Below are 21369 nucleotides of genomic sequence, written 5' to 3'. Positions count from 1 at the left end.
AATCGGACCAATCCAGCCAATGTTGATGTGTCAGCTATGTCTCCGAACACCCGTCAGTGATCTGTCCGGGCTAAACAGAAGGCGGGCGATCCAGTATTCCACCAGCGCCGGTGATTGATCCGAGAGGCCGCGGCGTACTGGATGCCCCGCCTTCGCGGGGCATGACAGCGTACTGGGCAGAGGCTCCTCGCAATGACGGCGAGAGAGCGACGCCGCCCTACTTCTTCGCGTAAATATCCTTGTATGTATCGCGCAGCACGTTCTTCTGCACCTTGCCCATCGTATTCCGCGGCAATTCGTCGACGACGAAGACGCGCTTGGGCATCTTGAACTTTGCCAGCCTTCCGTCGAGCGCCTTCAGCACCGCGGCCTCGGTAACGTCGGCGCCCTCGTTGCAGACCAGAACCGCCGTGACGCCCTCGCCGAAATCGGCATGCGGCACGCCGATCACGGCGGACTCGACCACGCCGGGCATGGCGTCGATCTCGCTCTCGATTTCCTTGGGGTAGACGTTGAAGCCGCCGGAGATCACGAGATCCTTGCCGCGGCCGAGAATGTGGACGTAGCCCTTGTCGTCGATCTTGCCGAGGTCGCCGGTGATGAAGAAGCCGTCGGGCCGGAATTCGGACTTGGTCTTCTCCGGCATGCGCCAATAACCCCTAAACACGTTCGGGCCTTTCACCTCGATCATGCCGATTTCCTCGCGCGGCAGCTCCTTGCCGGTCTCGGGCTCGGTCACGCGCACGGAGACGCCGGGGAGGGGAAAGCCGACCGCGCCAGGCACGCGCTCGCCGTCATACGGGTTCGACGTGTTCATGTTCGTCTCGGTCATGCCGTAGCGCTCGAGCACGGCATGGCCCGTGCGCGCCGACCATTCGCGATGGGTTTCGGCGAGCAACGGCGCGGAGCCCGAGATGAACAGCCGCATGTGCTTTGTGGTCTCGCGCGACAGCGCGGAGTTCTGGAGCAGACGGGTATAGAACGTCGGCACGCCCATCAGCACCGTGGCGCGCGCCATCAGCTTGATGATGAGATCAGGGTCGAGCTTCGGCAGGAAGATCATCGACGCCCGCGAAAACAGCGTCACGTTGGTCGCCACGAACAGGCCGTGCGTATGGTAGATCGGCAGCGCGTGGATCAGCACGTCCTTGTCGGTGAAGCGCCAATAGCCGACGAGCGAGAGCGAGTTCGACGCGAGATTGTCGTGCGTCAGCATCGCGCCCTTGGAGCGGCCGGTGGTGCCCGACGTGTAGAGGATCGCGGCGAGATCGTCGTTTGCCCGTGAGACGGTCGCGAATTCGCTGCTGGCCTTGTCGGCGGCTTCCGTCAGCGAGCCCTTGCCGTCGGGCCCGAGCGTCTCGACCTTGGCCTTCACCTTGGCAGCGATCGGGGCGAGGCCCTCGGCCTTGGAGGGATCGCAGACCACCAGCGACGGCTCGGCATCGCCGATGAAGTAGTCGAGCTCGTTCAGCGTATAGGCCGTGTTCAGCGGCAAATAGACCGCGCCGGCCCGCACCGTGGCGAGATAGAGCACGATATTGGCAACCGATTTCTCCACCTGCACCGCGACGCGGTCGCCGGGCTTCACGCCGCGCGCGACCAGCACGTTCGCCATCTGCCCGGCCCGCGCGATCAGATCGCCATAGCTGATATGGGCGCCGTCCTGGGTCTCGATCGCGAGGCGTTTGGGATCGTCCAGGCCGTCGAACAGGCGGGAAAACAGGTTGGCGTTGGCAGCTTGGTTCATGCAAGATTTCCTCGACCGCAAGGCAAACAAGGCCGGTCAAAACCGAGGGCTGGATTAGCAAAAACCGCCCCAATGAAGCAACGGAGACAGTTTGCATGACCAAAAACGGGAAACGCGTGGCCTGGGTGACGGGCGGCGGCAGCGGGATCGGGGAGGCCGGCGCCGAGGCGCTCGCGGCCGACGGTTGGACGGTGGTGGTCTCGGGCCGCCGCAAGGACGCCCTGGATACCGTGGTTGCCAAGATTGCTGGGGCAGGCGGGGCGGCGGAGGCCATTGCGCTGGATGTGTCCGACGCCACTGAGGCCCAGAAGGCGGCCGACCACATCGTCGCGAAGCACGGCCGGATCGACCTGCTCGTGAACAATGCCGGCATCAATGTCCCCAAGCGAAGCTGGAAGGACATGGAACTGGAGGGCTGGGACCAGCTCGTCCAGGTCAATCTCAACGGCGTGCTGTATTGCATGCGCGCGGTGCTGCCGACGATGCGCAAGCAACAGGACGGCTCGATCATCAACGTCTCGTCCTGGGCCGGCCGCCACGTCTCGAAGATGCCGGGCCCAGCCTACACCACCACCAAGCACGCTGTGCTGGCGCTGACCCATTCCTTCAACATGGACGAATGCGTCAATGGCCTGCGCGCCTGCTGCCTGATGCCGGGCGAGGTGGCGACCCCGATCCTGAAGCTGCGCCCGGTGGTGCCGAGCGAGGCGGAGCAGGCCAAGATGCTGCAATCGGAGGATCTGGGGCGCACCATCGCGTTCATCGCGTCAATGCCGCCGCGCGTCTGCATCAACGAGCTGCTGATCAGCCCGACGCACAATCGCGGATTCATTCAGACGCCGAACAACAGGGATTGAGACGAGCACACTGCCGCAACGGGCACACTGCCGTAGGGTGGGCAAAGCGAAGCGTGCCCACCAAAACCAAATGGAGAGAGATGGTGGGCACGACGCTTCGCGCCTTTGCCCACCCTACGGCACCGTCCGCTCGGCGCTCGCTCACACACGAACGTCCCCGCGCTTAGTTTCACGCATCACGATAAATTATTTCCCGAAACCACTTCGCAAACCCTCCCGTAGTTGGGACCAACGACGGCACTGCTGCTTCACGCCAAAAGGTCGCAGGTGCCGTTGTTGCCCCAACGCAAACGCCGGCCATTGCCGGTCACAATTCAATCGGGAGACTCTCCATGTCGAAGCGTATTGCCTATCTCGCTGCCGCCGCCTTCAGCGCCCTGGCCATCACCGCGACCGTCGTCGCGCCTGTCCGCGCCGAGGAGAAGACCGTCATGGTCGGCGGCGCCGCGATGTTCCCGTCCAAGAACATCGTCCAGAACGCCGTCAACTCCAAGGATCACACCACGCTAGTGGCGGCGGTGAAGGCCGCCGGCCTGGTGCCGACGCTGGAAGGCAAGGGTCCGTTCACGGTGTTCGCGCCCACCAACGCGGCCTTCGGCAAGCTGCCGGCCGGCACCGTCGACAATCTGGTCAAGCCCGAGAACAAGGCGACCCTGACCAAGATCCTCACCTACCATGTCGTGCCCGGCAAGCTCGAGGCCTCCGACCTCACCGACGGCAAGAAGATGAAGACCGCCGAAGGCGAGGAGCTGACCGTGAAGAAGCAGGACGGCAAGGTCTGGATCGTCGATGCCAAGGGGGGCACCTCGATGGTGACGATCTCCAACGTCAACCAGTCGAACGGCGTGATCCATGTGGTCGATACCGTGCTGATGCCGGCGACGTAACACCGCGCCCTCCTGTTTCATCCCCGACAGGGTGCGACGTAACGGCGAGCCGGGGCCACCCGGCTCGCTTTATTGTGACTACGGTCGCCCGCAGACTCGATTCGCCGTCGTGCGGGGGCGTAACGAAAGCGGAAGTATCGGCGTATATTCGGTGTCAGACGACCTTCAGGACGGAACCATCATGTCGAGCCTCACAGTCAGCGACGAGCAGGTCAGCGCCACCCCCGCCAAAGTGATCCAGCCGGCCTGGGTCCGTGTCATGCACTGGACCAACGCGGTCGCCATGATCCTGATGATCCTGTCGGGCTGGCAGATCTACAACGCCTCACCGCTGTTCGGCTTCAGTTTTCCGCGCGAATACACGCTTGGCGGCTGGCTCGGCGGCGGCTTGCTCTGGCACTTCGCGGCGATGTGGCTCTTGATGATCAACGGCCTCGCCTATCTCGTCACCGGCTTCGCCACCGGCCGCTTCCGCAAAAAACTGCTGCCGATCACGCCATCCGGCGTGCTCCACGACGTCAGGGCTGCGCTGACCTTCAAGCTCGGCCACGACGATCTCACCGTCTACAATTACGTGCAGCGCGCACTCTACGCCGGCATCATCGTAGTCGGCGTGCTGATCGTGCTGTCGGGCCTGTCGATGTGGAAGCCGGTACAACTGCATTGGCTCGTGATGCTGTTCGGCGACTATCCGACCGCGCGCTACGTGCACTTCTTCTGCATGGCCGCGATCTGCGCCTTCCTCGTCATTCATGTCCTGCTCGCGCTGCTGGTGCCGAAGAGCCTGCGCGCGATGATCATTGGCCGCTGATTAGGAGACCCGTTATGGCCAAGCGCTCATTCCTGATCCCCGGCGTCGACAAGCGGCTGCTGATCAAGGACTCCATCAAGACGATGCCCGACGTCAGCCGCCGCCGCTTCATTGCGGGCGGCGCCAGCCTCGGCGCGCTGACGCTGCTCACCGGCTGCGACGTGATCGACTCGTCCTCGGCCGAGGACATGCTGAAGCAAGTTTCGAAATTCAACGACTCCGTGCAGGCCTTCATCTTCAATCCCGACGCGCTGGCGCCGACTTTCCCCGAGAGCGCGATCACGAAACCGTTTCCGTTCAATGCCTATTACGATCTCGACGATGCACCCGATGTCGACGGCGCCGACTGGAAGCTCGAGGTGCGTGGTCTCGTCGACAACAAGAAGTCCTGGACCCTGGACGAGCTCTACAAGCTGCCGCAGGTCACGCAGATCACCCGCCATATCTGCGTCGAGGGCTGGAGCGCGATCGGAAGCTGGACCGGCACGCCGCTCCGCGATTTCCTCAAGCTGATCGGCGCCGATACGCGCGCGAAATACGTCTGGTTCCAGTGCGCCGACAAGGACGGTTACAACTCGCCCTTGGACATGCGCAGCGCGCTGCATCCGCAGACCCAGATGACGTTCAAATACGCGAACGAAATCCTTCCGCGCGCCTACGGTTTCCCGATGAAGATCCGCGTGCCGACGAAACTCGGATTCAAGAACCCGAAATATGTCGTCTCGATGGAAGTCACCAACGACTACAAGGGCGGCTACTGGGAGGACCAGGGCTACAATTCGTTCAGCGGGAGCTGACGCCAGCCCCGCTGCCGTAGGGTGGGCAAAGCGAAGCGTGCCCACCAATGCATCCACGGCAGCGATCATGGTGGGCACGTCGCTTTGCGCCTTTGTCCACCCTACGGCACCGGTTCTTTGACCGGCCCTACCTTCCGCTGACACAACGCTGCCACCGCCCCCAGCGCCAGCAGTGCCGCCGACACATTCAGCGCGTAACTCAGGCTCCCCAGCGCATCCGTGATCGCGCCGACGACGATCGGGCCGAGCGTCTGGCCGACGCCGAACGAGATCGTCATCGCCGCGATCGCGGTCGGCCACGCCTCCGGCGGGTAGTTGAAGCGGACGAAGGCCGTGGTCGAGCCGACCACGGCAAAGAAGGCGACGCCGAACACCACGGCCGAGACCGCAAGCCACGCCGGCGAATGCCCCAGCATCGGCAAGGCCGCACCTAACGCGTTGGTGCCGAGGATGATGGCGGTGGCAAGACCGCCGCGGTCGAGCGCCAGCACCCCGCGCCAGACCCAGGGCGTGACGAAGGCGCTGAGGCCGATCAGGCTCCAGAACGCGGCCTGCGCCGCGGCCCCGCCGCCGCCGTCGCGCACATACGCGATCATGAAGGTCATGTAGGCGATGTAGCCGGCGCCAAACAGGAAGTAGCCGGCGAGATAGATCAGCACGGGCAGAATCGCGAAGGCGGCGTGGCTGCCTTCCGAGAAACGCACCCCGCTCTCGATGCGGATCAGGAACAGCGGCACGGTCATCACGACGGACAGCAGCGTCAGCGCCCACCACACCAGCCACCACGAGCCCGGCCCGAAATATTGCAGCGTGAACGGGGCGATCAGCCCGGAGGCGAGAATCCCGATTCCGGGCCCGGCATAGAACAGACTGAGCAGGAAATTGGCCCGTTCCGGGCGCGACTGCGCGATAGCCGCGGCCAGCGCACCGCCGGCGACGAAGCCGGCCGCGGCCCCTAAGCCCAGCACGAGGCGTGCGAGGCTCAGCGCAACGAAATTTCCTGATAGCGCGCAGGTGGCGAGCGCGGCGACGCAGGCGAGGGTTCCGCCGCGGATCGCCGCCGACCAGCCGACGCGCTGGATCAGCCGGGACGCGACAAGCGCCCCCACGAGGTAGCCGACGGCATTGATGGTGTTCATGAAACCGGCCGCCGAGTAGGACCAGCCGAGGTCCTCCCGCATATCGGGCAGCACCAGCGCATAGGCAAAGCGGCCGATGCCGAGCCCGACCGTCGCCGCCAGCGACAGGGTCAGGATCAGCCGCGCGGGATGTGCGTCGGGCGGGGGACGATCAGGTGCGCGCAAGGGATACTCCGGCGTCCCGCACTGTGGCAGGCCCCGCGGGTCTTGCACAGCCGCGAGGCGGCAATGGTGTCTTGCCAAGCGCGCAACGCCGCTCTAGCACTCCGGCCGAATTCGATCTCAGAGGAAACGACCATGGCGACCCACAAATTGCTGCTGCTCCCCGGCGACGGTATCGGCCCCGAGGTGATGGGCGAGGTGAAGCGGCTGATCGACTGGCTCAATTCGGCAGGGATCGCCAAATTCGAGACCGATACCGGCCTCGTCGGCGGCTCCGCCTATGACGCGCACAAGGAGTCGATCTCCGAGGGCGACATGGCCAAGGCCAAGGATGCCGACGCGATCATCTTCGGTGCGGTCGGCGGTCCCAAGTGGGACGCGGTGCCCTATGAGGTCCGCCCCGAAGCCGGCCTGCTGCGCCTGCGCAAGGATCTCGGCCTGTTCGCCAACCTCCGCCCCGCGGTGTGCTATCCGGCGCTGGCCGATGCCTCGAGCCTGAAGCGCGAGGCGGTCGAGGGCCTCGACATCGTCATCGTGCGCGAGCTCACCGGCGGCGTCTATTTCGGCGAGCCCAAGACCATCACCGATCTCGGCAACGGCCAGAAGCGTGCCGTCGATACCCAGGTCTACGACACCTATGAGATCGAGCGTATCGGCCGCGTCGCCTTCGAGCTTGCCAGGAAGCGCAAGAACAAGGTGACGTCGATGGAGAAGCGCAACGTCATGAAGTCGGGCGTGCTCTGGAACGAGGTCATGACGGCGGTCCACAAGCGCGAATATCCTGACGTCACGCTCGAGCACCAGCTCGCCGATTCCGGCGGCATGATGCTGGTGAAGGCGCCGAAGCAGTTCGACGTCATCGTCACCGACAATCTGTTCGGCGACATGCTCTCCGACATCGCGGCAATGCTGACGGGGTCGCTCGGCATGCTGCCCTCGGCTTCGCTCGGCGAAGTCGATGTGAAGAGCAAGAAGCGCAAGGCGCTGTACGAGCCCGTGCACGGCTCGGCGCCTGACATCGCAGGCCAAGGCCTCGCCAATCCCATCGCGATGATCTCGTCCTTCGGCATGGCGCTGCGCTATTCCTTCGACATGGGCGATCTCGCCGACAAGGTCGATGCCGCGATCGCCGCCGTGCTCGCCAGCGGCCTGCGCACCGCCGACATCAAGTCGGAGGGCACCACGGCCGCCTCGACCACGCAGATGGGCGAAGCGATCCTGAAGGAATTGCAGAAGCTGCACGCGTAAGCGCAGGAGTCGTAGCCCGGATGGAGCGAAGCGAAATCCGGGTTCTCGCCTGCAGACAGACCTTCCCGGATTGCGCTTCGCTCCATCCGGGCTACGCGCTGCTGACGACCTCAAGGAAGCCACCTCATGGATGCCTCGCCCCGCCCCAAGCTCGCGGAAACCATCATCCATGAAACGGTGCGTCAGCGCGAAGCGCAGATCGGGCGCCGCTGCGAAATCCTCGCCAACACCCGCATCGAATATGCTTCGCTCGGCGACTATTCCTATCTCGGCGAGAACTGCGAGGTCGCCGACGCGGTGATCGGAAAATTCACGGCGATCGCCAATTCGGTGCGGATCGGCGCGCCCAATCATCCGATGGGCCGTCCGTCCCAGCATCGCTTCACCTATGTCCCGGAATATTACGAGGCGAGTGCGACGCGTGACCGCGACTTCTTTGCGGATCGTCGCGGAGATCGCGTCATCGTCGGCAATGATGTCTGGATCGGCCACGCCGCGATCCTGCTGCCGGGCGTGAGCGTCGGCGACGGCGCGGTGATTGCCGCGGGCGCGGTCGTCAGCCGCGATGTCGAGCCCTACACGATCGTCGGCGGCGTTCCCGCGCGTGCCATCCGCAAGCGCTTTGACGATTCGGTCGCCGCAAGCCTGCGCCGCATTGCCTGGTGGGATTGGCCGAACGAGCAGATCTTCGAGCGCCTGGGCGATTTCCGCTCCGAGGCGATCGAAGAATTTTGCAGGCGCTACGACCCGGCGGCCAACGCGTAAAGCGGACGTATCTCTCACAAACAAAAACGGCCGGACACGAGCCCGGCCATTTTGATTCGGTCGATCATTCCGCTCAGTACAGCGGGAAATTCCGTGGGTAGCCGCCGACGTCGGCCGGCGTGCTCAGCGGCTGGCGATCGATCGGGCGGTTGAGGTTTTCGCGCGCGAAGGTCGGATAGCCGATCGCCGGCGGGAAAGCGTAGTCGGAGAACTTGCGGTCGCCCGGATTGACCTCGGTGCCGCCGTCGAGCCAGGAGCGCTTGCTCACATAAAGGCGGGTGCGGCCCTGCTGATAGACCGCGTTGGGACCGCTCGGGCCGTTATAGGGACGGCTGTTGTCATAACGCTGCTTCTTGGTGTCGGCCGAAGCCGGTGTCGCGAAGGCTGAGGACATGGCAATCACGGCGCCGGCCGCAAGCCACATCGCCAGTTTGTTCGCGGCAGAGAAATTCGAGCTCATCACGTCCCCTTCAGGCGGCAAGCCGCCAATCGATTTCATCCCCATACTAGCCCGGCAAGGGTGGCCGCAACTAGGTCTATTGGGTCACACCAGACCGGAATAATCGTGCGCGCTGGCAAAAGTTGCATCAATACCAGCCACTTGAGCTTGATGCCGGTTAGAGCGCCCCGCGCAATTGCGCATTCGCCGCGCCCAGCAGCCAGTCCGACGAACCCTGGGGCGCGCAGGAGCGGCGCTTCAGCTCCGCATGAGCGAACAATTCCGCCAGCTTCGGCTCGTTGCCCGAGGTCAGGAGCGTCAGCCGGTTCAGCGTGCAGGCGATCGCCGCGCGCCGGGCGGGCAGGGTGTCGCCCTGGCAGGAGAAGCCGGAGATCTGGAGCGCCGGCTCCTCGCTGCGCTTGAGGTAGCCGAGGCACGCCCGCGCGGCCTCCGCCGTGCCGGTGGGCCGGAACAGGGCGACGGGACCGAATTTCGTGTCGATCAGGCCGGCCTGCTCGAGCGTCGTTGCCTCCCCCAGGCCCATGTGGACCGCCAGGTCCGCTGTCGCCGGGCGGGTCACGTCGAATTCGCCGCCTTCGCGGTAGATCTCGAGCTCCGCCACGGGCTTGTCCGCCTCGCCGGTCCAGCGCATCACGTCCCTGCGGCCGCCTTCGGGATGCCTGAGAATGACGTAAGAGGCTGTTTTTTCTGATGAATCGAGCCGGCTGAGGGCGAAGGCCGGTTGCGAGCGGTCGGCCACGCTCCACCCCGGCCTCGAAGCGGGCTCATCGTCACGCAGGCTGGGCAGCAGGTCGAACGCCGCGAGGGCGAGGATGGCAAACAGGACCAGCGCCCCCACATAGGCGAACAGGCGCGCCAGCGTGCCGACGACTTCGTCGGCGAAGGCTGCGAGCGCCAGATGGATCTGGGTAGGGGTTGCGGCCGTCCTGGCCTCTGGCGACTGCATCCATGGCCTTCAGGCATGGTCCAACGTTGTCTTGAGGCCGGTTCTCGCATAGAAGCGCTGCTCTTCCTGTTTAAGCGTCAGCTTCAGGAACGGGCTTTTTCATCGGAGAGTGAACGATGGGTTACAAAGTCGCAGTCGTCGGCGCGACCGGCAATGTCGGACGGGAAATGCTCAACATCCTCGATGAGCGCAAATTCCCCGCGGACGAGGTCGTGGCCCTGGCGTCACGCCGCAGCGTCGGCGTCGAGGTCTCCTATGGCGACCGCACCCTGAAGGTCAAAGCGCTCGAGCACTACGACTTCTCCGATGTCGATATCTGCCTGATGTCGGCCGGCGGCTCGGTGTCGAAGGAATGGTCGCCGAAGATCGGCGCCGCCGGCACGGTCGTGATCGACAACTCGTCCGCCTGGCGCATGGATCCGGACGTGCCGCTGATCGTGCCCGAGGTGAACGCGGACGCGACGGCCGGCTTCAAGAAGAAGAACATCATCGCCAATCCGAACTGCTCGACCGCGCAACTCGTGGTCGCGCTGAAGCCGCTGCACGACAAGGCGACGATCAAGCGCGTCGTGGTCTCGACCTATCAATCGGTCTCGGGCGCCGGCAAGGATGCGATGGACGAATTGTTCTCGCAGACCAAGGCCGTCTACACCAATGACGAGCTGATCGCGAAGAAATTCCCCAAGCGCATCGCCTTCAACGTCATCCCCCACATCGACGTCTTCATGGAGGACGGCTACACCAAGGAAGAGTGGAAGATGATGGCGGAGACCAAGAAGATCCTTGATCCCAAGATCAAGCTCTCCGCGACCTGCGTGCGCGTGCCGGTGTTCGTCGGCCACTCCGAGGCCGTCAACATCGAGTTCGAGAATCCGATCACGGCGGACGAGGCACGCGACATCCTGCGCAAGGCGCCGGGCTGCCTCGTCATCGACAAGCAGGAGCCCGGTGGCTACGCCACGCCGTATGAAGCCGCCGGCGAGGACGCCACCTATATCAGCCGCATCCGCGAGGACGCGACGGTGGAGAACGGCCTCGTGCTGTGGTGCGTGTCCGACAATCTGCGCAAGGGCGCGGCGCTCAACGCCATCCAGATCGCGGAAGTCCTGATCAACCGCAAGCTGATCAGCGCGAAGAAGAAAGCGGCGTAAGCGGCCTTACGGGCCGACGACACTGATCCTCGCCATCATGCCATTGTCCTCATGCTCGAGGATATGGCAGTGGAAGACGAAGGTGCCAGGCTGCGAAAACGGAATATCGAGCACGATACGCGGTGCCACGCAGGTGCCGTCGCGCCATTGCGCGATCGTGCAATAGCCATTCTGCTGCTCCTCGATGACCTGAGGGATGCTCGATGATGCGAATGGAAGCGGTACATTGTCTTCCAGGATCACCGCTGCGCCCGTAGCTGCTGGCGGAGCCGAAGTCCCCGCGAGTCCGGATGCCTCAAGGACTCTGAACTTGGTCTGGTGCATGTGGAAATTGTGCACCTCGGTCGCGAGGTTCACCAATTCCCAGGTCTCGTGGACGGGTGACGAGCCGGGCCCGAGCGGCAAGCAGACCGCGTCGTTGTTGGAATCGAACGCCGCGACGTTCTTTTGCGTGCCGGCAACCACTGCGCCGTTCTGATCGACTTCCTCATATCCGAGGCCGAACTGGCTGTTTAGCAATCCGACCAATCTGCACACGCACGGCCTGATCGTTCCGCCGCGTACGCCCACGATGCAGGATCCGACATTCGGAGATTACGTCTTCCTGGAGCTCTACAATCCTGCCAACGGCACACCAGAGCCCACCCCCACACCGACGGCACATGGTCATGGCGAGATCAAACTGGATTTCGTCGACTACCGTATCGATATCCCGGCGGATCATCCATCGGGTCTGTTCTGGTTTCATCCGCATATCCACGGCTTGTCGCTCAACCAGGTCTCGGCAGGCATGGCGGGCATCATTACGATCGGCGACGTCGGAGATTACATCGAGGCTCCGCCATCGACCGTCCGTCACCTGATCCTGAGGGATATGCAGGTGCTGGCCGCGGGAACGCTGCAATATGATAGTGGCCCCGTGACGGTTACGGATGGCGAAGTCCAGAATCAGCAGATCGCGGATTTCTGCGAGCAGCGCGACACCGGCGGGCCGAATGCGCGGCTCGGCTTCTGCGAGGGAGAACCCGACGAGCATGGTACCGGCAACAGTTTCATTGGCTCGCGCTGGTATTTCACGGTCAATGGTCAGGTTTTCCCGACGATCCGCGTCGCATCGTCGGCCGGCGAAATCTGGCGGCTGACCAATGCGTCGGCGCAGTTCACATATTTGCTCAACCTTGCCGACGACCATAGCGGCAAGTCGATCGCCATGCAGTTGCTCGCCGTCGACGGCGTCAGCATTACCGTGCCGCCTGGAACTCCGGCCAATACCGTAATGAAGATCGCGGCCAACAGATTCACGATCGTCAATTGTCCAACTGGCGCCAATGCAGGCTCGGTTTGCGTCAAGGATTTGACGATGATGCCGAGTTCGCGGGCGGAGATTTGGGTCAGCTATCGAAATGCGAACGGAGAAGTCGTTGCGCCGCCTGCCGGTGCAACCGCAACTCTCAAGCAAGGCGTCGTCAACCTGGGACCCGCAGGCGAGGCCTGGCCCTCGTTCAAGCTCGCCAGGATCGAATTCGGCAATCCGGCCAGCGACAAGAATACGCTCACGGTCAAGGCGACGGAGATGCCGACGGCCCGCGCCATGGTACGACCCGCGGCCATGGCACAAGCCGCCGCTCCCGCGACATCTCGATGTCCGCCACTGGCCAGCGGCCACCGCCGCAGAATTCGGTGGCGTGCTTCACCTTGGCCTTGTCCAGCGCCGGCAGCCGGTTGACGAGCCGGATCTTCAGAGTATCGCCCGCCTTCAGCTTGAGGCGCACGCCGCCATAATCGGCGGCGGTCGTCGAATCTGCGGGACACTGATTGCCGGACGGCGGTCGCTTGCAGACCTCGTAGATCCACGCCACCGGATTAATCGCAGCGCCGCTGTTGCGCGGAACGAACTGAATGGCCGACACCGGCTTCGGCCTGGCGATCATCAAAAGGTCGAGCAGCCCATTGGAGCTGGCGAATACGGCCGGCTCCGCCAGTGGGTCGGCTTGGGCTGCCGGCATCGCAGAGATCAAGGTGGCGGCTGCCGCAAGCAGCCGGCACCAACGCAACCGGACGACGTTTGGTTGGAGGCCCGACATCGTCGCGGCCTCCGTCAATTGCTGCTGCGTCTGCCCTGTGCTGCTCCCGCGACAGGGACCGGGCACGCCCCTGAAGACACCGTGACGTCCTTGCCCGGGGACGGGATGCCATTCGCCACGACGTAGAGCTTGCTTGGGCCGGTCTCGGTATTTGCCGGAACATTGAAGTCTGTCGAGCCGGGAGCGTTCGGCATCACCGTCATGGTGCTATGGCCGGACGTGCGCGCATAGAAAACGTGGCCGGAGTTGTTGTTCACGATCCTGACCAAGGGATAGTTGGTCGCGGCTTGTTGGTCGTCGCCATAATTCGCGCCTTGCGACAGTCCGTTGAGTTGCTTGCCGCTCACGACATAGTTCTGTCTGAGCTGGACGCAGGGCGGCGCTTTATCGATGACCGGTTGCCACGCTGACTGGTAGGTGCCGCTCGGCGTGAAGATCTGGATTGTCGACGTGTAGGTCTCGACCGCCAGGATCTGACCGGTCGGAAGCGTGACGAAGTTGACGTAGAACGATGTGATGCCGTTTGCGTCCGACGTCCCCTGGATGCCGGTAAAAGCGTTGGTCGCGGGGTCGTATTCGAAGAAGCTGGCCGGGGTGTGAAACTTTCCGGCGCTGGCGACCAGGAGCACTTTGCCATTGGGCAGCAGGGTCGCCGGGGCGTCAGCCATCGTGCAGGGCATGTTCGGCTTCACGGTGCCGTCGTCTTGCGTCAGCGTGCAGGTCGAGGGCAGGTCGGGCCCCGCTGACCAGGCGTTCGGCGGGTTCTTCGTGGTGTCATAGAGCGCGGTATGCGCCACGTTCGCGGTGGTGCCGCCAAACGCGATGACCTTTCCATTGTACATCAGCACTTGCGGGCCGATCTCAAAGGAGGGGCTGCTGCCACCTTCGGTATTGGCATTGTTGCAGTCGGAAAGCTGCTTGGGAATGTTGCCTGCGGAAGACCATTTTCCTGTCGAGGGATCGTATCGCTCGGTGCCGAGACCACAAGATACCCCGCCAATCTGTGTCGTATAGGCATCGATCGTGAGAACGGTACCGTCGGGGAGCAGGGACCAGCTTTCCTCGTCGTAGCGGTCGGCCTTGTTCGCGCCAGTCGTGGTCCAGGTCAGGTTGGCGGGATTGAAGATGGCGGCGCGTGAAGGCGTATCGCAGCAACTGGCCAGCATGAACTTGCCATTTGCCAGCACGGTGGATTGGGCATCCCCGATGGTGGCCCAGCCTGCGGGAGGTTGCACGGGCGTCCACGTGCCGAGAGGACCAGCCATTGGATCGTAGATCGAGCCGCCGAGACCCCAATCCGCTGCGCCTCCCATGTTGTATTCGCCGCCTTCGGCGATCACGCGTCCATCGGGCAGGACGGCGGAGGCGAAGAATTTCGGCCCATACCCGGCTTGCATCGACGCGATCTTCGTCCAGGTGCCGTCGATATAGCTGCCGCTTGCATTTGGAGTGAGCTTGTACCAGTCGGGCGTATCGGTGCGATGGATGATGACGGTGCCATCCGTCAGCAGGAGCGGATTGCCGAAATTATAGGGACCGCCCGGCGGGATGTTGGTCAGATTTGACCATGTTCCCTCGGGCGCCTGCTCGCGCGAGAAGGAGGCCGGCGCGCTTCCCGCCGGCGCCCTGAGCGGCGCGGCCGGTGGCAGGCCGGGCTCGGCTGCAACGGGCGGCAGGCTGGCGCCGAGACGTTTGGCTTCCTCCGGATTGTTCTTCAACTGCTGCACGTGGCCGTAGGAAAGCGGCAATTGCGGGCGCTGCGCCGGCTCCGCGGAGACCATCGTGATGGTCAATGTCGCCGTGAGGAATGATGCGAGAGCGGACTTGCCGATCGGGGTCATTTTTCCCTCCGGAAATGTATCTGGGCGGCCTTGAAGGTCGAATGAAATCAATTGCAAGTGGCGCGGTCGCTTGAAATAGCGCGACCTTTTGAGCCGAAGTCGATCAATGTGTAGATAAATACAACCACACGTTTATTGTTGTCAATCATTGCGCATCAGCCGGCGCGCGCAGTGAGGACGAACCTCACCTCCTGGCTGCGGCCATTGCTATTGCTGACGGTGACGCCATAGGGCCCTGGGGTGAGATAGCGGGCGGGACAACGGGGCTGGTAAGGTGGGCAGGTGTTGACCTCGAATTGGAGGGTCGCGCCGTCGTCGGACCGGATCGGGCCGACATCGAAGGAATCGACGTCGCCGCGAAAATGAATCATGTTTTCGAGCGTGAAGCCGCTCCCTCGCAGCGTGATCAGCGTGCCGATGCGTCCCGATTCCGGTGATAGGCCGGTGATGGTCGGCGCCGCCTGTGCAATCTGGATCGCCGCGTTCGCTGGCGCCGGTTTTCGATCCGCGCGCGTGTCTGGCGTAGAAAAGACGGTCGCAGCCGCGCCCAGCGCGGCCACGAGCGTTGCCACCAGAAGCCGGAAAGTTGTCGAGTGCGACCTCATCGCAAGGCTCGTGGGTTTGACGGATTTTCGTACCGAAGCGCCGCGAGATTGAAGCCTCGGGATACCGATCAGCAAAAATCAGCGGCGGCACAGACCGCTCTTGAGCTCCCAGCGTTCGCCGTTCCAAGCGGCAGCGACAACGTCGAAATAGAGTCGCTGAGTGGCATCATCAGTCGAGAAAAAGGTCACTTGGCAGAGGAAACGATCGTCCTTCGCGGGATTGCACGTGGCGTCCACGATCCGCAGGTTCTCACTGTGCAGTTGGCTGCCGCTTGACGCTTCGCGCTGATAAGCGGCCTGTATTGCCGACGTGTCAGGTGGCGTGACTGCATCGCAGCCGAGTCCCGCCGCCGCACACGCCCAGAGCACCAAATATCGCATTGGCATTCGTACCGGCTTGCCGATATCAGGATCTCAATCCCGATTTTCGTTCTGCAATATCCGGCTACATTAGCACAACCGGAGCGGGCACGGCATGGGAGAATCGGTCGCCGCTGCTCGCCTGTCGGTTATCGCGCGTTCTTGAATTCCTTCGCGGCCTTATCCAGCACGAACAGCGACCCCTCCGCGACGCCGAAATAGGCGCCGTGGGTCTGCATCTGGCCCGAATCCACCGCCTTCTGCACGAACGGAAACGTCATCAGGTTTTCCAGGCTGCGGAACACCGCGGCCTTCTCGATGCGCTCGACGAACTGCGCCATGGTCTCGTGGTCGCGCTGCTCGACCACTTCGCCCGGCTTGATGAACATCTGCATCCATTTGCCGATGAAGTCGCCCGGCGTGAGCGGCTCGATCTTGTCGACGAAGGCGCGGATGCCGCCGCATTGCGCGTGCCCGAGCACGACGATGTGCTTCACCTTCAGCACCGTCACGGCATATTCCAGCGCCGCGGAGACGCCGTGCGCATTGCCGTCGGGCTGATACACCGGCACCAGATTGGCGATGTTGCGGACGACGAACAGTTCGCCCGGGCCGACGTCGAAGATCACCTCGGGCGAGACGCGGCTGTCGCAACAGCCGATCACCATCACTTCCGGGAACTGCCCCTTCACCGACAGCTCGCGATAGCGGCTCTGCTCGGTCGGCAGCCGCTGGGTGGCGAAGGCCTTGTAGCCTTCCAGCAAATGCTTCGGGAATGTGATCATGGCCTATGCCTAACCATAGACCAGAGGGGCGAACAAGCCTTTCGAATAGGCAGGCCAGATGCTATCGGCTTGGCTTGTTGTTCGAGCATGGTCCTTTCGGAAAACCGCCGCACACTTTTCCGGGATCATGCTTCAGAATACACCTGAGGAAACTGGAAGGAATGCTCGCATGACCCGCCCGCGCCGCAGCCATCTGTTCATGCCCGGCTCCAACCCCCGCGCGCTGGAAAAGGCGCGAAATCTCGCCGCCGACGGCCTGATCCTCGATCTGGAAGATTCCGTCGCCCCCGACCTCAAAGGGGTGGCGCGTGACGGCATCGCCGCTGCGATCGCGGACGAGGGGTTCGGCAAGCGCGAGATTTTGATCCGGACCAACGGCCTCGACACGCCCTGGTGGGCCGATGACGTCGCGATGGCCGCCAAGGCCTCGCCCGATGGCATTCTGGTTCCAAAAGTTTCAAGCATCGAGGATCTCCAGGCGATCGGCGCTCGCCTCGCCGAGCTCGGCGCCGCGCCGACGGTGAAGGTCTGGGCGATGATCGAGACCGCGCGCGCCGTGCTGCATGCCGAGGAGCTGGCCGCCGCGGGCCGCGATCCCAAGACGCGCCTCTCCGGTTTCGTGTTCGGCCCGAACGACATCTCGCGTGAGACGCGCATCAAGATGCTGCCGGGCCGCGCGGCGATGATCCCGATGATCACCCACTGCATCCTAGCGACGCGCGCCCATGGCCTCGAAATCCTCGACGGCCCCTACAGTGACATCGCCAATTCCGACGGTTTTGCCACCGAATGCGCACAGGGCCGCGACCTCGGCTTCGACGGCAAGACGCTGATCCATCCGTCGCAGATCGAGGCCTGCAACGCGATCTTCACGCCGCCCGAAGAGGAAGTCGCGCGCGCGCGAAAGATCATTGCCGCGTTCGAGCTGCCTGAGAACGTCTCGCGCGGCGCGATCCGGCTCGATGGCGCAATGGTGGAGCGTCTGCACGCCGACATGGCGCGGCGCACGATCGAGATCGCGGACGCGATCGCAGCGATGAGCAAGGGCTGAGGCGTCAACTCGAAGAAGCGATATCCGCTTGTCCCCGCCAGGCGGAAATCTTCTCGACGTCAGGAGGATTGCCGCTTGTGACCCAAACGGTCATCGCGACGGTCAGTCCCGATCGTCTATTTTCCCGCCGGTGAAGCAGCTCTGGATTCGCTACCCGCGACGATGGCGCTTCCGCGGGACGGCGCATCGACAGGCTGCGGCGCCGCCAATTCCTGGCAATACATCTGATCGATCTTGCGCTGCATGAGCGCATAGCAATCGCATGCGACACCCTCGAGCCGCGCCCGATGGATCTCGACGAACCCGCGCCGGTCGGACGGGACGGCGCCGGCATCGCGTAGCTTGCTCATCGTCAGGGTCACTGTCGTCCGTCGCACCCCAAGCAATTGCGCAAGCGCCTCGTGCGTCACCGGAAGCCGGTCATCGGGAACGCGGTCGTGAAGCTGCAGGAGCCAGCGCGCCATGCGGCCATCCACCCGGTGCAGCGCGTTGCAGGCGGCCACGTGCTGGAGCTGCAACAACAGCGCGCGGGCGTGGACTTGCACGACGTTCCTGATGGCTGCGCTTTGCGCAAAGGCCGCGCGAAACTTGGCGGCGGAAATCAGCGATGCTGTGCCGGCGATGCGGGCAATCGCGGTCACGGATGACAGCGACGGGCCGAGCACGGAGAACGAGGCCAAGGCGCCTTCCCGTCCCATCAAGGTGGTTGCGACCGTTTGCCCGTCCGGCATATCGAGCATGAAGGCGATGGCGCCGCTATGGGGAAAATAAACCGGGTCGAGTTCATCGCCCGACCGCACCAGGATGGCATCGGGTTCGAACGAGACCTTCTGGAAGTAGGGCGTGAGCAAACCGAGATCCGCCGGCGGCAACGCCGCCAATAGCCGGTTCCCGATGCCCGTGCGGTGGACGGTCATGGCGCTTTCCTGTGAACGAGCACTCAACGAACGACGGTAACCATCTATTTCGTTTGCCATGATTATCCGAAATACGAATTGCGGAAGGGCAACCATCCAAACAGAGCCGTTCGTCGAGATCAAGCACGGACAATTGCGGAAACCTTGCCGGCATCCTCGCCGCGCAAACGGGGCCCTGCATACATCATACTATTGACGACCTTTGCTACTCGGCGAGGTGCCACACGTGGTGATCGACCAGTGATTGTTGCGGCAGCGCGTGAGTCTGCCCCTGGGGCTCCAGCCCTTCCGCGACGATGCCGAGCTGTAACCGGCATCGTCGGCAGCTCGTCGCCGGTTCGTCCCGACAACGGCCGCTTCGCCAAAGTCCACGATCTCGGCTTTTCCCGTTGCGGTGGTGAACAGGGGTGCTACCCTCGAAGCCATTGGTGGGTCTGGGCAATCTATTGATGCGTTTTTTTGGGGCAGCTGTCTTTCTCGTCACGTCGCTTTTGTCCGCTCAGCCCGCCCTTGCGCAGGCGCGGGTTGCGCTCGTCATCGGCAATGGCGCCTACGAGAAGGTGCCCGAGTTGCCGAACCCGACTCGCGATGCGGCCGACATCGGCCGCGCGCTGGAGCGGCTGGATTTCAAGGTCACTCTAGTCAAGAACGCCACCGCGCAAGAGATGAGGAAGGCCGTCGTCGAGTTCGGCCGGTCCGCCGAAATGTCCGACATCGCCGTCGTGTTCTACGCCGGGCACGGCATGGAAGTCGGCGGCGAGAATTGGCTGATTCCAGTCAGCGCAGAGCTGCGCAGCGATACCGACGCCGAAAGCGAGGCGATCAGCCTGCGTTCGGTGAGCCTTCAGGTCTCGAAGGCACGGAAGCTGGGCCTCGTGATACTTGACGCGTGCCGCAACAACCCTTTTGCCGCGAAGATGAAGCGCGCGTTGAGCACCCGGGCGGTGGCTCGCGGGCTCGCGCCGACGGAGCCGTCCGACAACGTCCTGATCGCGTATGCCGCCCGGGACGGCACCACGGCAAGCGACGGCGACGGCCGGAACAGCCCCTTCACGACGTCGCTGCTTCGCCACATCGAGACACCCGGCCTGGAGATATCGTTTCTGTTTCGCCGGGTTCGTGACGACGTGATGGCGGCAACCAGGCGCGAACAGCAGCCTTTCGTGTATGGCTCCTTGTCGAAGGAAGAGATTTACCTCAAGGCCCCTGCCGTCGCCGCTCAGGCACCAGCTGTATCAACTCCGGCGCCCGCAGCTCCCGCGGAAGACGAGAAATTCTGGCAGGCTGTCCGGACGTCGACGATGGCAGCTCTCTTTGAGGAATTCCTCGCCAGATACCCCCGCAGCGACCACGCCGTCGAAGCCCGCCAACGAATCAAGGATCTCAAGGCCAACGAGGTCGCGGCGCTATCGTCTTCGGCTGCTGCTCCGAAATCGGATGCGAACGGACGCCAGGACGCTGATGCCAAGCGCGCCGTAAGAAATCCATTTACGCCCGACGACACCAAAAAAATCTCTGTCATCGCGGCAGCTCAGCAACTCGAATTGCCGAGCTTCACCATTTCGTCCGATCAGAACGATCCATTCAACGCCAATTCCAGGTTTGTCGGCGTGTGGTCCAACAAGCGTGGGTGGACCAATGGCAAAGGACGCTACGCCATGCTGATCATCACGGAGGTCTCCGCGACGGGATTGGCCAGAGGATACTATCTCTGGGGGCCGCCCACGAAACAATCGTGGGCGAAGGATGTGGCGGGATACAAATCGTTCGCCGAATACATTGCGAACGATAAATTCTCCATCAATGGAACGCCCGTCACGGCCAAGCTGGACAAGAACGTCCTTGCCCTGTCGTCCGTCAATAAGGAGAAGCCGTCGGAGACCGCGACTATCGAGCTTCGTCCGGTCTGGCAGCTTGTGCCGGTGCCCGAGGATACCGAACCTCCGACCAAACGCGATAAGGCTGCACGAGCGCATGCAGTCAAGAAAGAGAGCGCGGCTGAACCTGGCCTTCCGGGGCATGCCGACGGAGCGAGCATGGAAGAGCGCTATCGTGCGTGCAGAAAGCTCGTGAAAGGATTTGCCCAGCGCGACGCTTGCGCACGAAACGGCGCGATCTGATCTTTCGATCCAGACATCGCGTCAGCGCGGGGCGACGTCGGCCCGATCGAGCGATTCCAGCGTCGCGGCGTTGCCGCAATAGCCGTGATAGTTCTCCGCGGCGGTGCCCTCAGCGAGATCGCGGTCGCACTCTCCCTTGTGATTGCAGAGCGAGCAGACCCGCTCCATGTCGCGCAGCAGCAGCGGCTGCGCGCGGCCGAGCCCTTCGGCACTGATGCCGAGCTGTTCCAGCATCTTCGGCAACTCGTCGGCGGCATGCTTGCCGTGGCGGACCAGCTCTTCCAGATCGTCAGGCGCGATCCTGAGATCTTGCGCGATCCGGTCGAAATCGGCGCGATCAAGCTGCCGCATCTCGTTCATCTCGCGGCGATGCTTCAGCCAGGCGGCAAAGGACTCGATGAGGTCCTGAACGATGGGATAAGGCCTGCTTGCGGTGCTCATGCGAAGCTCCGTTTGGGTCGTGGAATTGGAGCGAGATTAGGCAAGATGCTGCAGGAGCGCGTTGCGCTGGATCAAATTGAGAATGGGTCAAGGAACTGCGCTCGTGTCCCGGACGCGCCGCAGCGTGAAACGCTGCTGCGCAGAGCCGGGACCCATCGTGCCGCATCTCTGGCCCCCAGCTCAGCAGCGCACCGC

The 21369-nt window shown here is 63.3% G+C and carries 21 protein-coding genes; 10 read left to right on the top strand and 11 right to left on the bottom strand.

Annotated features, from left to right (window positions below):
* Nucleotides 1–217: 217 nt before the first annotated feature.
* Nucleotides 218–1747, bottom strand: a complete 1530-nt coding sequence (locus AC5ZFO_RS32460) for a malonate--CoA ligase (RefSeq protein ID WP_282524130.1) — start codon at nucleotides 1745–1747, stop codon at nucleotides 218–220.
* A 95-nt stretch (nucleotides 1748–1842) separates the two neighbouring features.
* Here AC5ZFO_RS32460 and AC5ZFO_RS32455 point away from each other — a divergent pair, with 95 nt between their 5' ends.
* From AC5ZFO_RS32455 to AC5ZFO_RS32440, 4 genes are all read left to right on the top strand, one after another.
* On the top strand, nucleotides 1843–2604 hold the full coding sequence (locus AC5ZFO_RS32455) for an SDR family oxidoreductase (protein WP_282524131.1): 762 nt from the start codon (nucleotides 1843–1845) through the stop codon (nucleotides 2602–2604).
* A gap of 332 nt (nucleotides 2605–2936) precedes the next feature.
* On the top strand, nucleotides 2937–3491 hold the full coding sequence (locus tag AC5ZFO_RS32450) for a fasciclin domain-containing protein (RefSeq protein WP_282524132.1): 555 nt from the start codon (nucleotides 2937–2939) through the stop codon (nucleotides 3489–3491).
* A gap of 181 nt (nucleotides 3492–3672) precedes the next feature.
* Entirely contained in the window at nucleotides 3673–4302 is a 630-nt protein-coding gene (locus tag AC5ZFO_RS32445) for a cytochrome b/b6 domain-containing protein (RefSeq protein ID WP_282524133.1), read from the top strand.
* A 14-nt stretch (nucleotides 4303–4316) separates the two neighbouring features.
* Nucleotides 4317–5099, top strand: coding sequence for a molybdopterin-dependent oxidoreductase (locus tag AC5ZFO_RS32440; RefSeq protein ID WP_282524134.1), 783 nt, complete (start codon nucleotides 4317–4319; stop codon nucleotides 5097–5099).
* A gap of 101 nt (nucleotides 5100–5200) precedes the next feature.
* On the opposite strand, the gene AC5ZFO_RS32435 is transcribed toward AC5ZFO_RS32440, so the two are convergent.
* Entirely contained in the window at nucleotides 5201–6403 is a 1203-nt protein-coding gene (locus tag AC5ZFO_RS32435) for a YbfB/YjiJ family MFS transporter (RefSeq protein WP_282524135.1), read from the bottom strand.
* A 132-nt stretch (nucleotides 6404–6535) separates the two neighbouring features.
* On the opposite strand from AC5ZFO_RS32435, the gene leuB reads away from it, so the two are divergent.
* Both leuB and AC5ZFO_RS32425 read left to right on the top strand, forming a co-directional pair.
* Complete coding sequence (leuB, locus tag AC5ZFO_RS32430) at nucleotides 6536–7648, top strand: 3-isopropylmalate dehydrogenase (protein ID WP_282524136.1); 1113 nt, start codon at nucleotides 6536–6538, stop codon at nucleotides 7646–7648.
* Between the two features lie 126 nt (nucleotides 7649–7774).
* A complete protein-coding gene (locus AC5ZFO_RS32425; RefSeq protein WP_282524137.1) occupies nucleotides 7775–8413 on the top strand; it encodes a DapH/DapD/GlmU-related protein in 639 nt (212 codons plus the stop codon).
* A gap of 73 nt (nucleotides 8414–8486) precedes the next feature.
* On the opposite strand, the gene AC5ZFO_RS32420 is transcribed toward AC5ZFO_RS32425, so the two are convergent.
* Both AC5ZFO_RS32420 and AC5ZFO_RS32415 read right to left on the bottom strand, forming a co-directional pair.
* On the bottom strand, nucleotides 8487–8873 hold the full coding sequence (locus tag AC5ZFO_RS32420) for a hypothetical protein (RefSeq protein WP_282524138.1): 387 nt from the start codon (nucleotides 8871–8873) through the stop codon (nucleotides 8487–8489).
* A 157-nt stretch (nucleotides 8874–9030) separates the two neighbouring features.
* Nucleotides 9031–9819: a hypothetical protein gene (locus AC5ZFO_RS32415; protein ID WP_282524139.1), complete on the bottom strand. Its 789-nt coding sequence runs from the start codon at nucleotides 9817–9819 to the stop codon at nucleotides 9031–9033.
* A 116-nt stretch (nucleotides 9820–9935) separates the two neighbouring features.
* On the opposite strand from AC5ZFO_RS32415, the gene AC5ZFO_RS32410 reads away from it, so the two are divergent.
* Entirely contained in the window at nucleotides 9936–10970 is a 1035-nt protein-coding gene (locus tag AC5ZFO_RS32410; RefSeq protein WP_282524140.1) for an aspartate-semialdehyde dehydrogenase, read from the top strand.
* A gap of 6 nt (nucleotides 10971–10976) precedes the next feature.
* Here AC5ZFO_RS32410 and AC5ZFO_RS32405 read toward each other — a convergent pair whose 3' ends face one another.
* The gene (locus AC5ZFO_RS32405; protein ID WP_496123002.1) at nucleotides 10977–11498 is read right to left on the bottom strand and encodes a multicopper oxidase domain-containing protein; all 522 of its coding nucleotides are present in this window, start codon (nucleotides 11496–11498) and stop codon (nucleotides 10977–10979) included.
* 43 nt (nucleotides 11499–11541) lie between these two features.
* Between AC5ZFO_RS32405 and AC5ZFO_RS32400 the strand changes: the two genes are divergently transcribed.
* Complete coding sequence (locus tag AC5ZFO_RS32400) at nucleotides 11542–12696, top strand: hypothetical protein (protein ID WP_496123001.1); 1155 nt, start codon at nucleotides 11542–11544, stop codon at nucleotides 12694–12696.
* A 372-nt stretch (nucleotides 12697–13068) separates the two neighbouring features.
* Here the strand turns inward: AC5ZFO_RS32400 and AC5ZFO_RS32395 are convergent, their stop codons facing one another.
* The 4 genes from AC5ZFO_RS32395 to AC5ZFO_RS32380 all read right to left on the bottom strand — a co-directional run bounded on the left by AC5ZFO_RS32395 (nucleotide 13069) and on the right by AC5ZFO_RS32380 (nucleotide 16645).
* Nucleotides 13069–14895, bottom strand: coding sequence for a Kelch repeat-containing protein (locus tag AC5ZFO_RS32395; RefSeq protein WP_282524142.1), 1827 nt, complete (start codon nucleotides 14893–14895; stop codon nucleotides 13069–13071).
* 155 nt (nucleotides 14896–15050) lie between these two features.
* Nucleotides 15051–15455, bottom strand: a complete 405-nt coding sequence (locus AC5ZFO_RS32390; protein WP_282524143.1) for an IPT/TIG domain-containing protein — start codon at nucleotides 15453–15455, stop codon at nucleotides 15051–15053.
* Nucleotides 15456–15578: 123 nt separating this feature from the next.
* The gene (locus tag AC5ZFO_RS32385) at nucleotides 15579–15881 is read right to left on the bottom strand and encodes a hypothetical protein (RefSeq protein WP_282524144.1); all 303 of its coding nucleotides are present in this window, start codon (nucleotides 15879–15881) and stop codon (nucleotides 15579–15581) included.
* Nucleotides 15882–16009: 128 nt separating this feature from the next.
* Nucleotides 16010–16645 (bottom strand): carbonic anhydrase, encoded by a 636-nt coding sequence (locus AC5ZFO_RS32380; protein WP_282524145.1) that lies wholly within the window; start codon nucleotides 16643–16645, stop codon nucleotides 16010–16012.
* 169 nt (nucleotides 16646–16814) lie between these two features.
* Between AC5ZFO_RS32380 and AC5ZFO_RS32375 the strand changes: the two genes are divergently transcribed.
* The gene (locus AC5ZFO_RS32375; RefSeq protein WP_282524146.1) at nucleotides 16815–17696 is read left to right on the top strand and encodes an HpcH/HpaI aldolase/citrate lyase family protein; all 882 of its coding nucleotides are present in this window, start codon (nucleotides 16815–16817) and stop codon (nucleotides 17694–17696) included.
* 116 nt (nucleotides 17697–17812) lie between these two features.
* Here AC5ZFO_RS32375 and AC5ZFO_RS32370 read toward each other — a convergent pair whose 3' ends face one another.
* Entirely contained in the window at nucleotides 17813–18613 is an 801-nt protein-coding gene (locus AC5ZFO_RS32370; RefSeq protein ID WP_282524147.1) for a Crp/Fnr family transcriptional regulator, read from the bottom strand.
* A 428-nt stretch (nucleotides 18614–19041) separates the two neighbouring features.
* Here AC5ZFO_RS32370 and AC5ZFO_RS32365 point away from each other — a divergent pair, with 428 nt between their 5' ends.
* The gene (locus AC5ZFO_RS32365; protein ID WP_282524148.1) at nucleotides 19042–20733 is read left to right on the top strand and encodes a caspase family protein; all 1692 of its coding nucleotides are present in this window, start codon (nucleotides 19042–19044) and stop codon (nucleotides 20731–20733) included.
* A 21-nt stretch (nucleotides 20734–20754) separates the two neighbouring features.
* Here AC5ZFO_RS32365 and AC5ZFO_RS32360 read toward each other — a convergent pair whose 3' ends face one another.
* Entirely contained in the window at nucleotides 20755–21174 is a 420-nt protein-coding gene (locus tag AC5ZFO_RS32360; protein ID WP_282524149.1) for a hypothetical protein, read from the bottom strand.
* Nucleotides 21175–21369 lie beyond the last annotated feature (195 nt).

This window comes from Bradyrhizobium sp. Unk1, assembly GCF_059512345.1.
The sequence above is the reverse complement of the archived record's forward strand: the minus strand, read 5'-3'. Positions and strand labels throughout refer to the sequence as shown.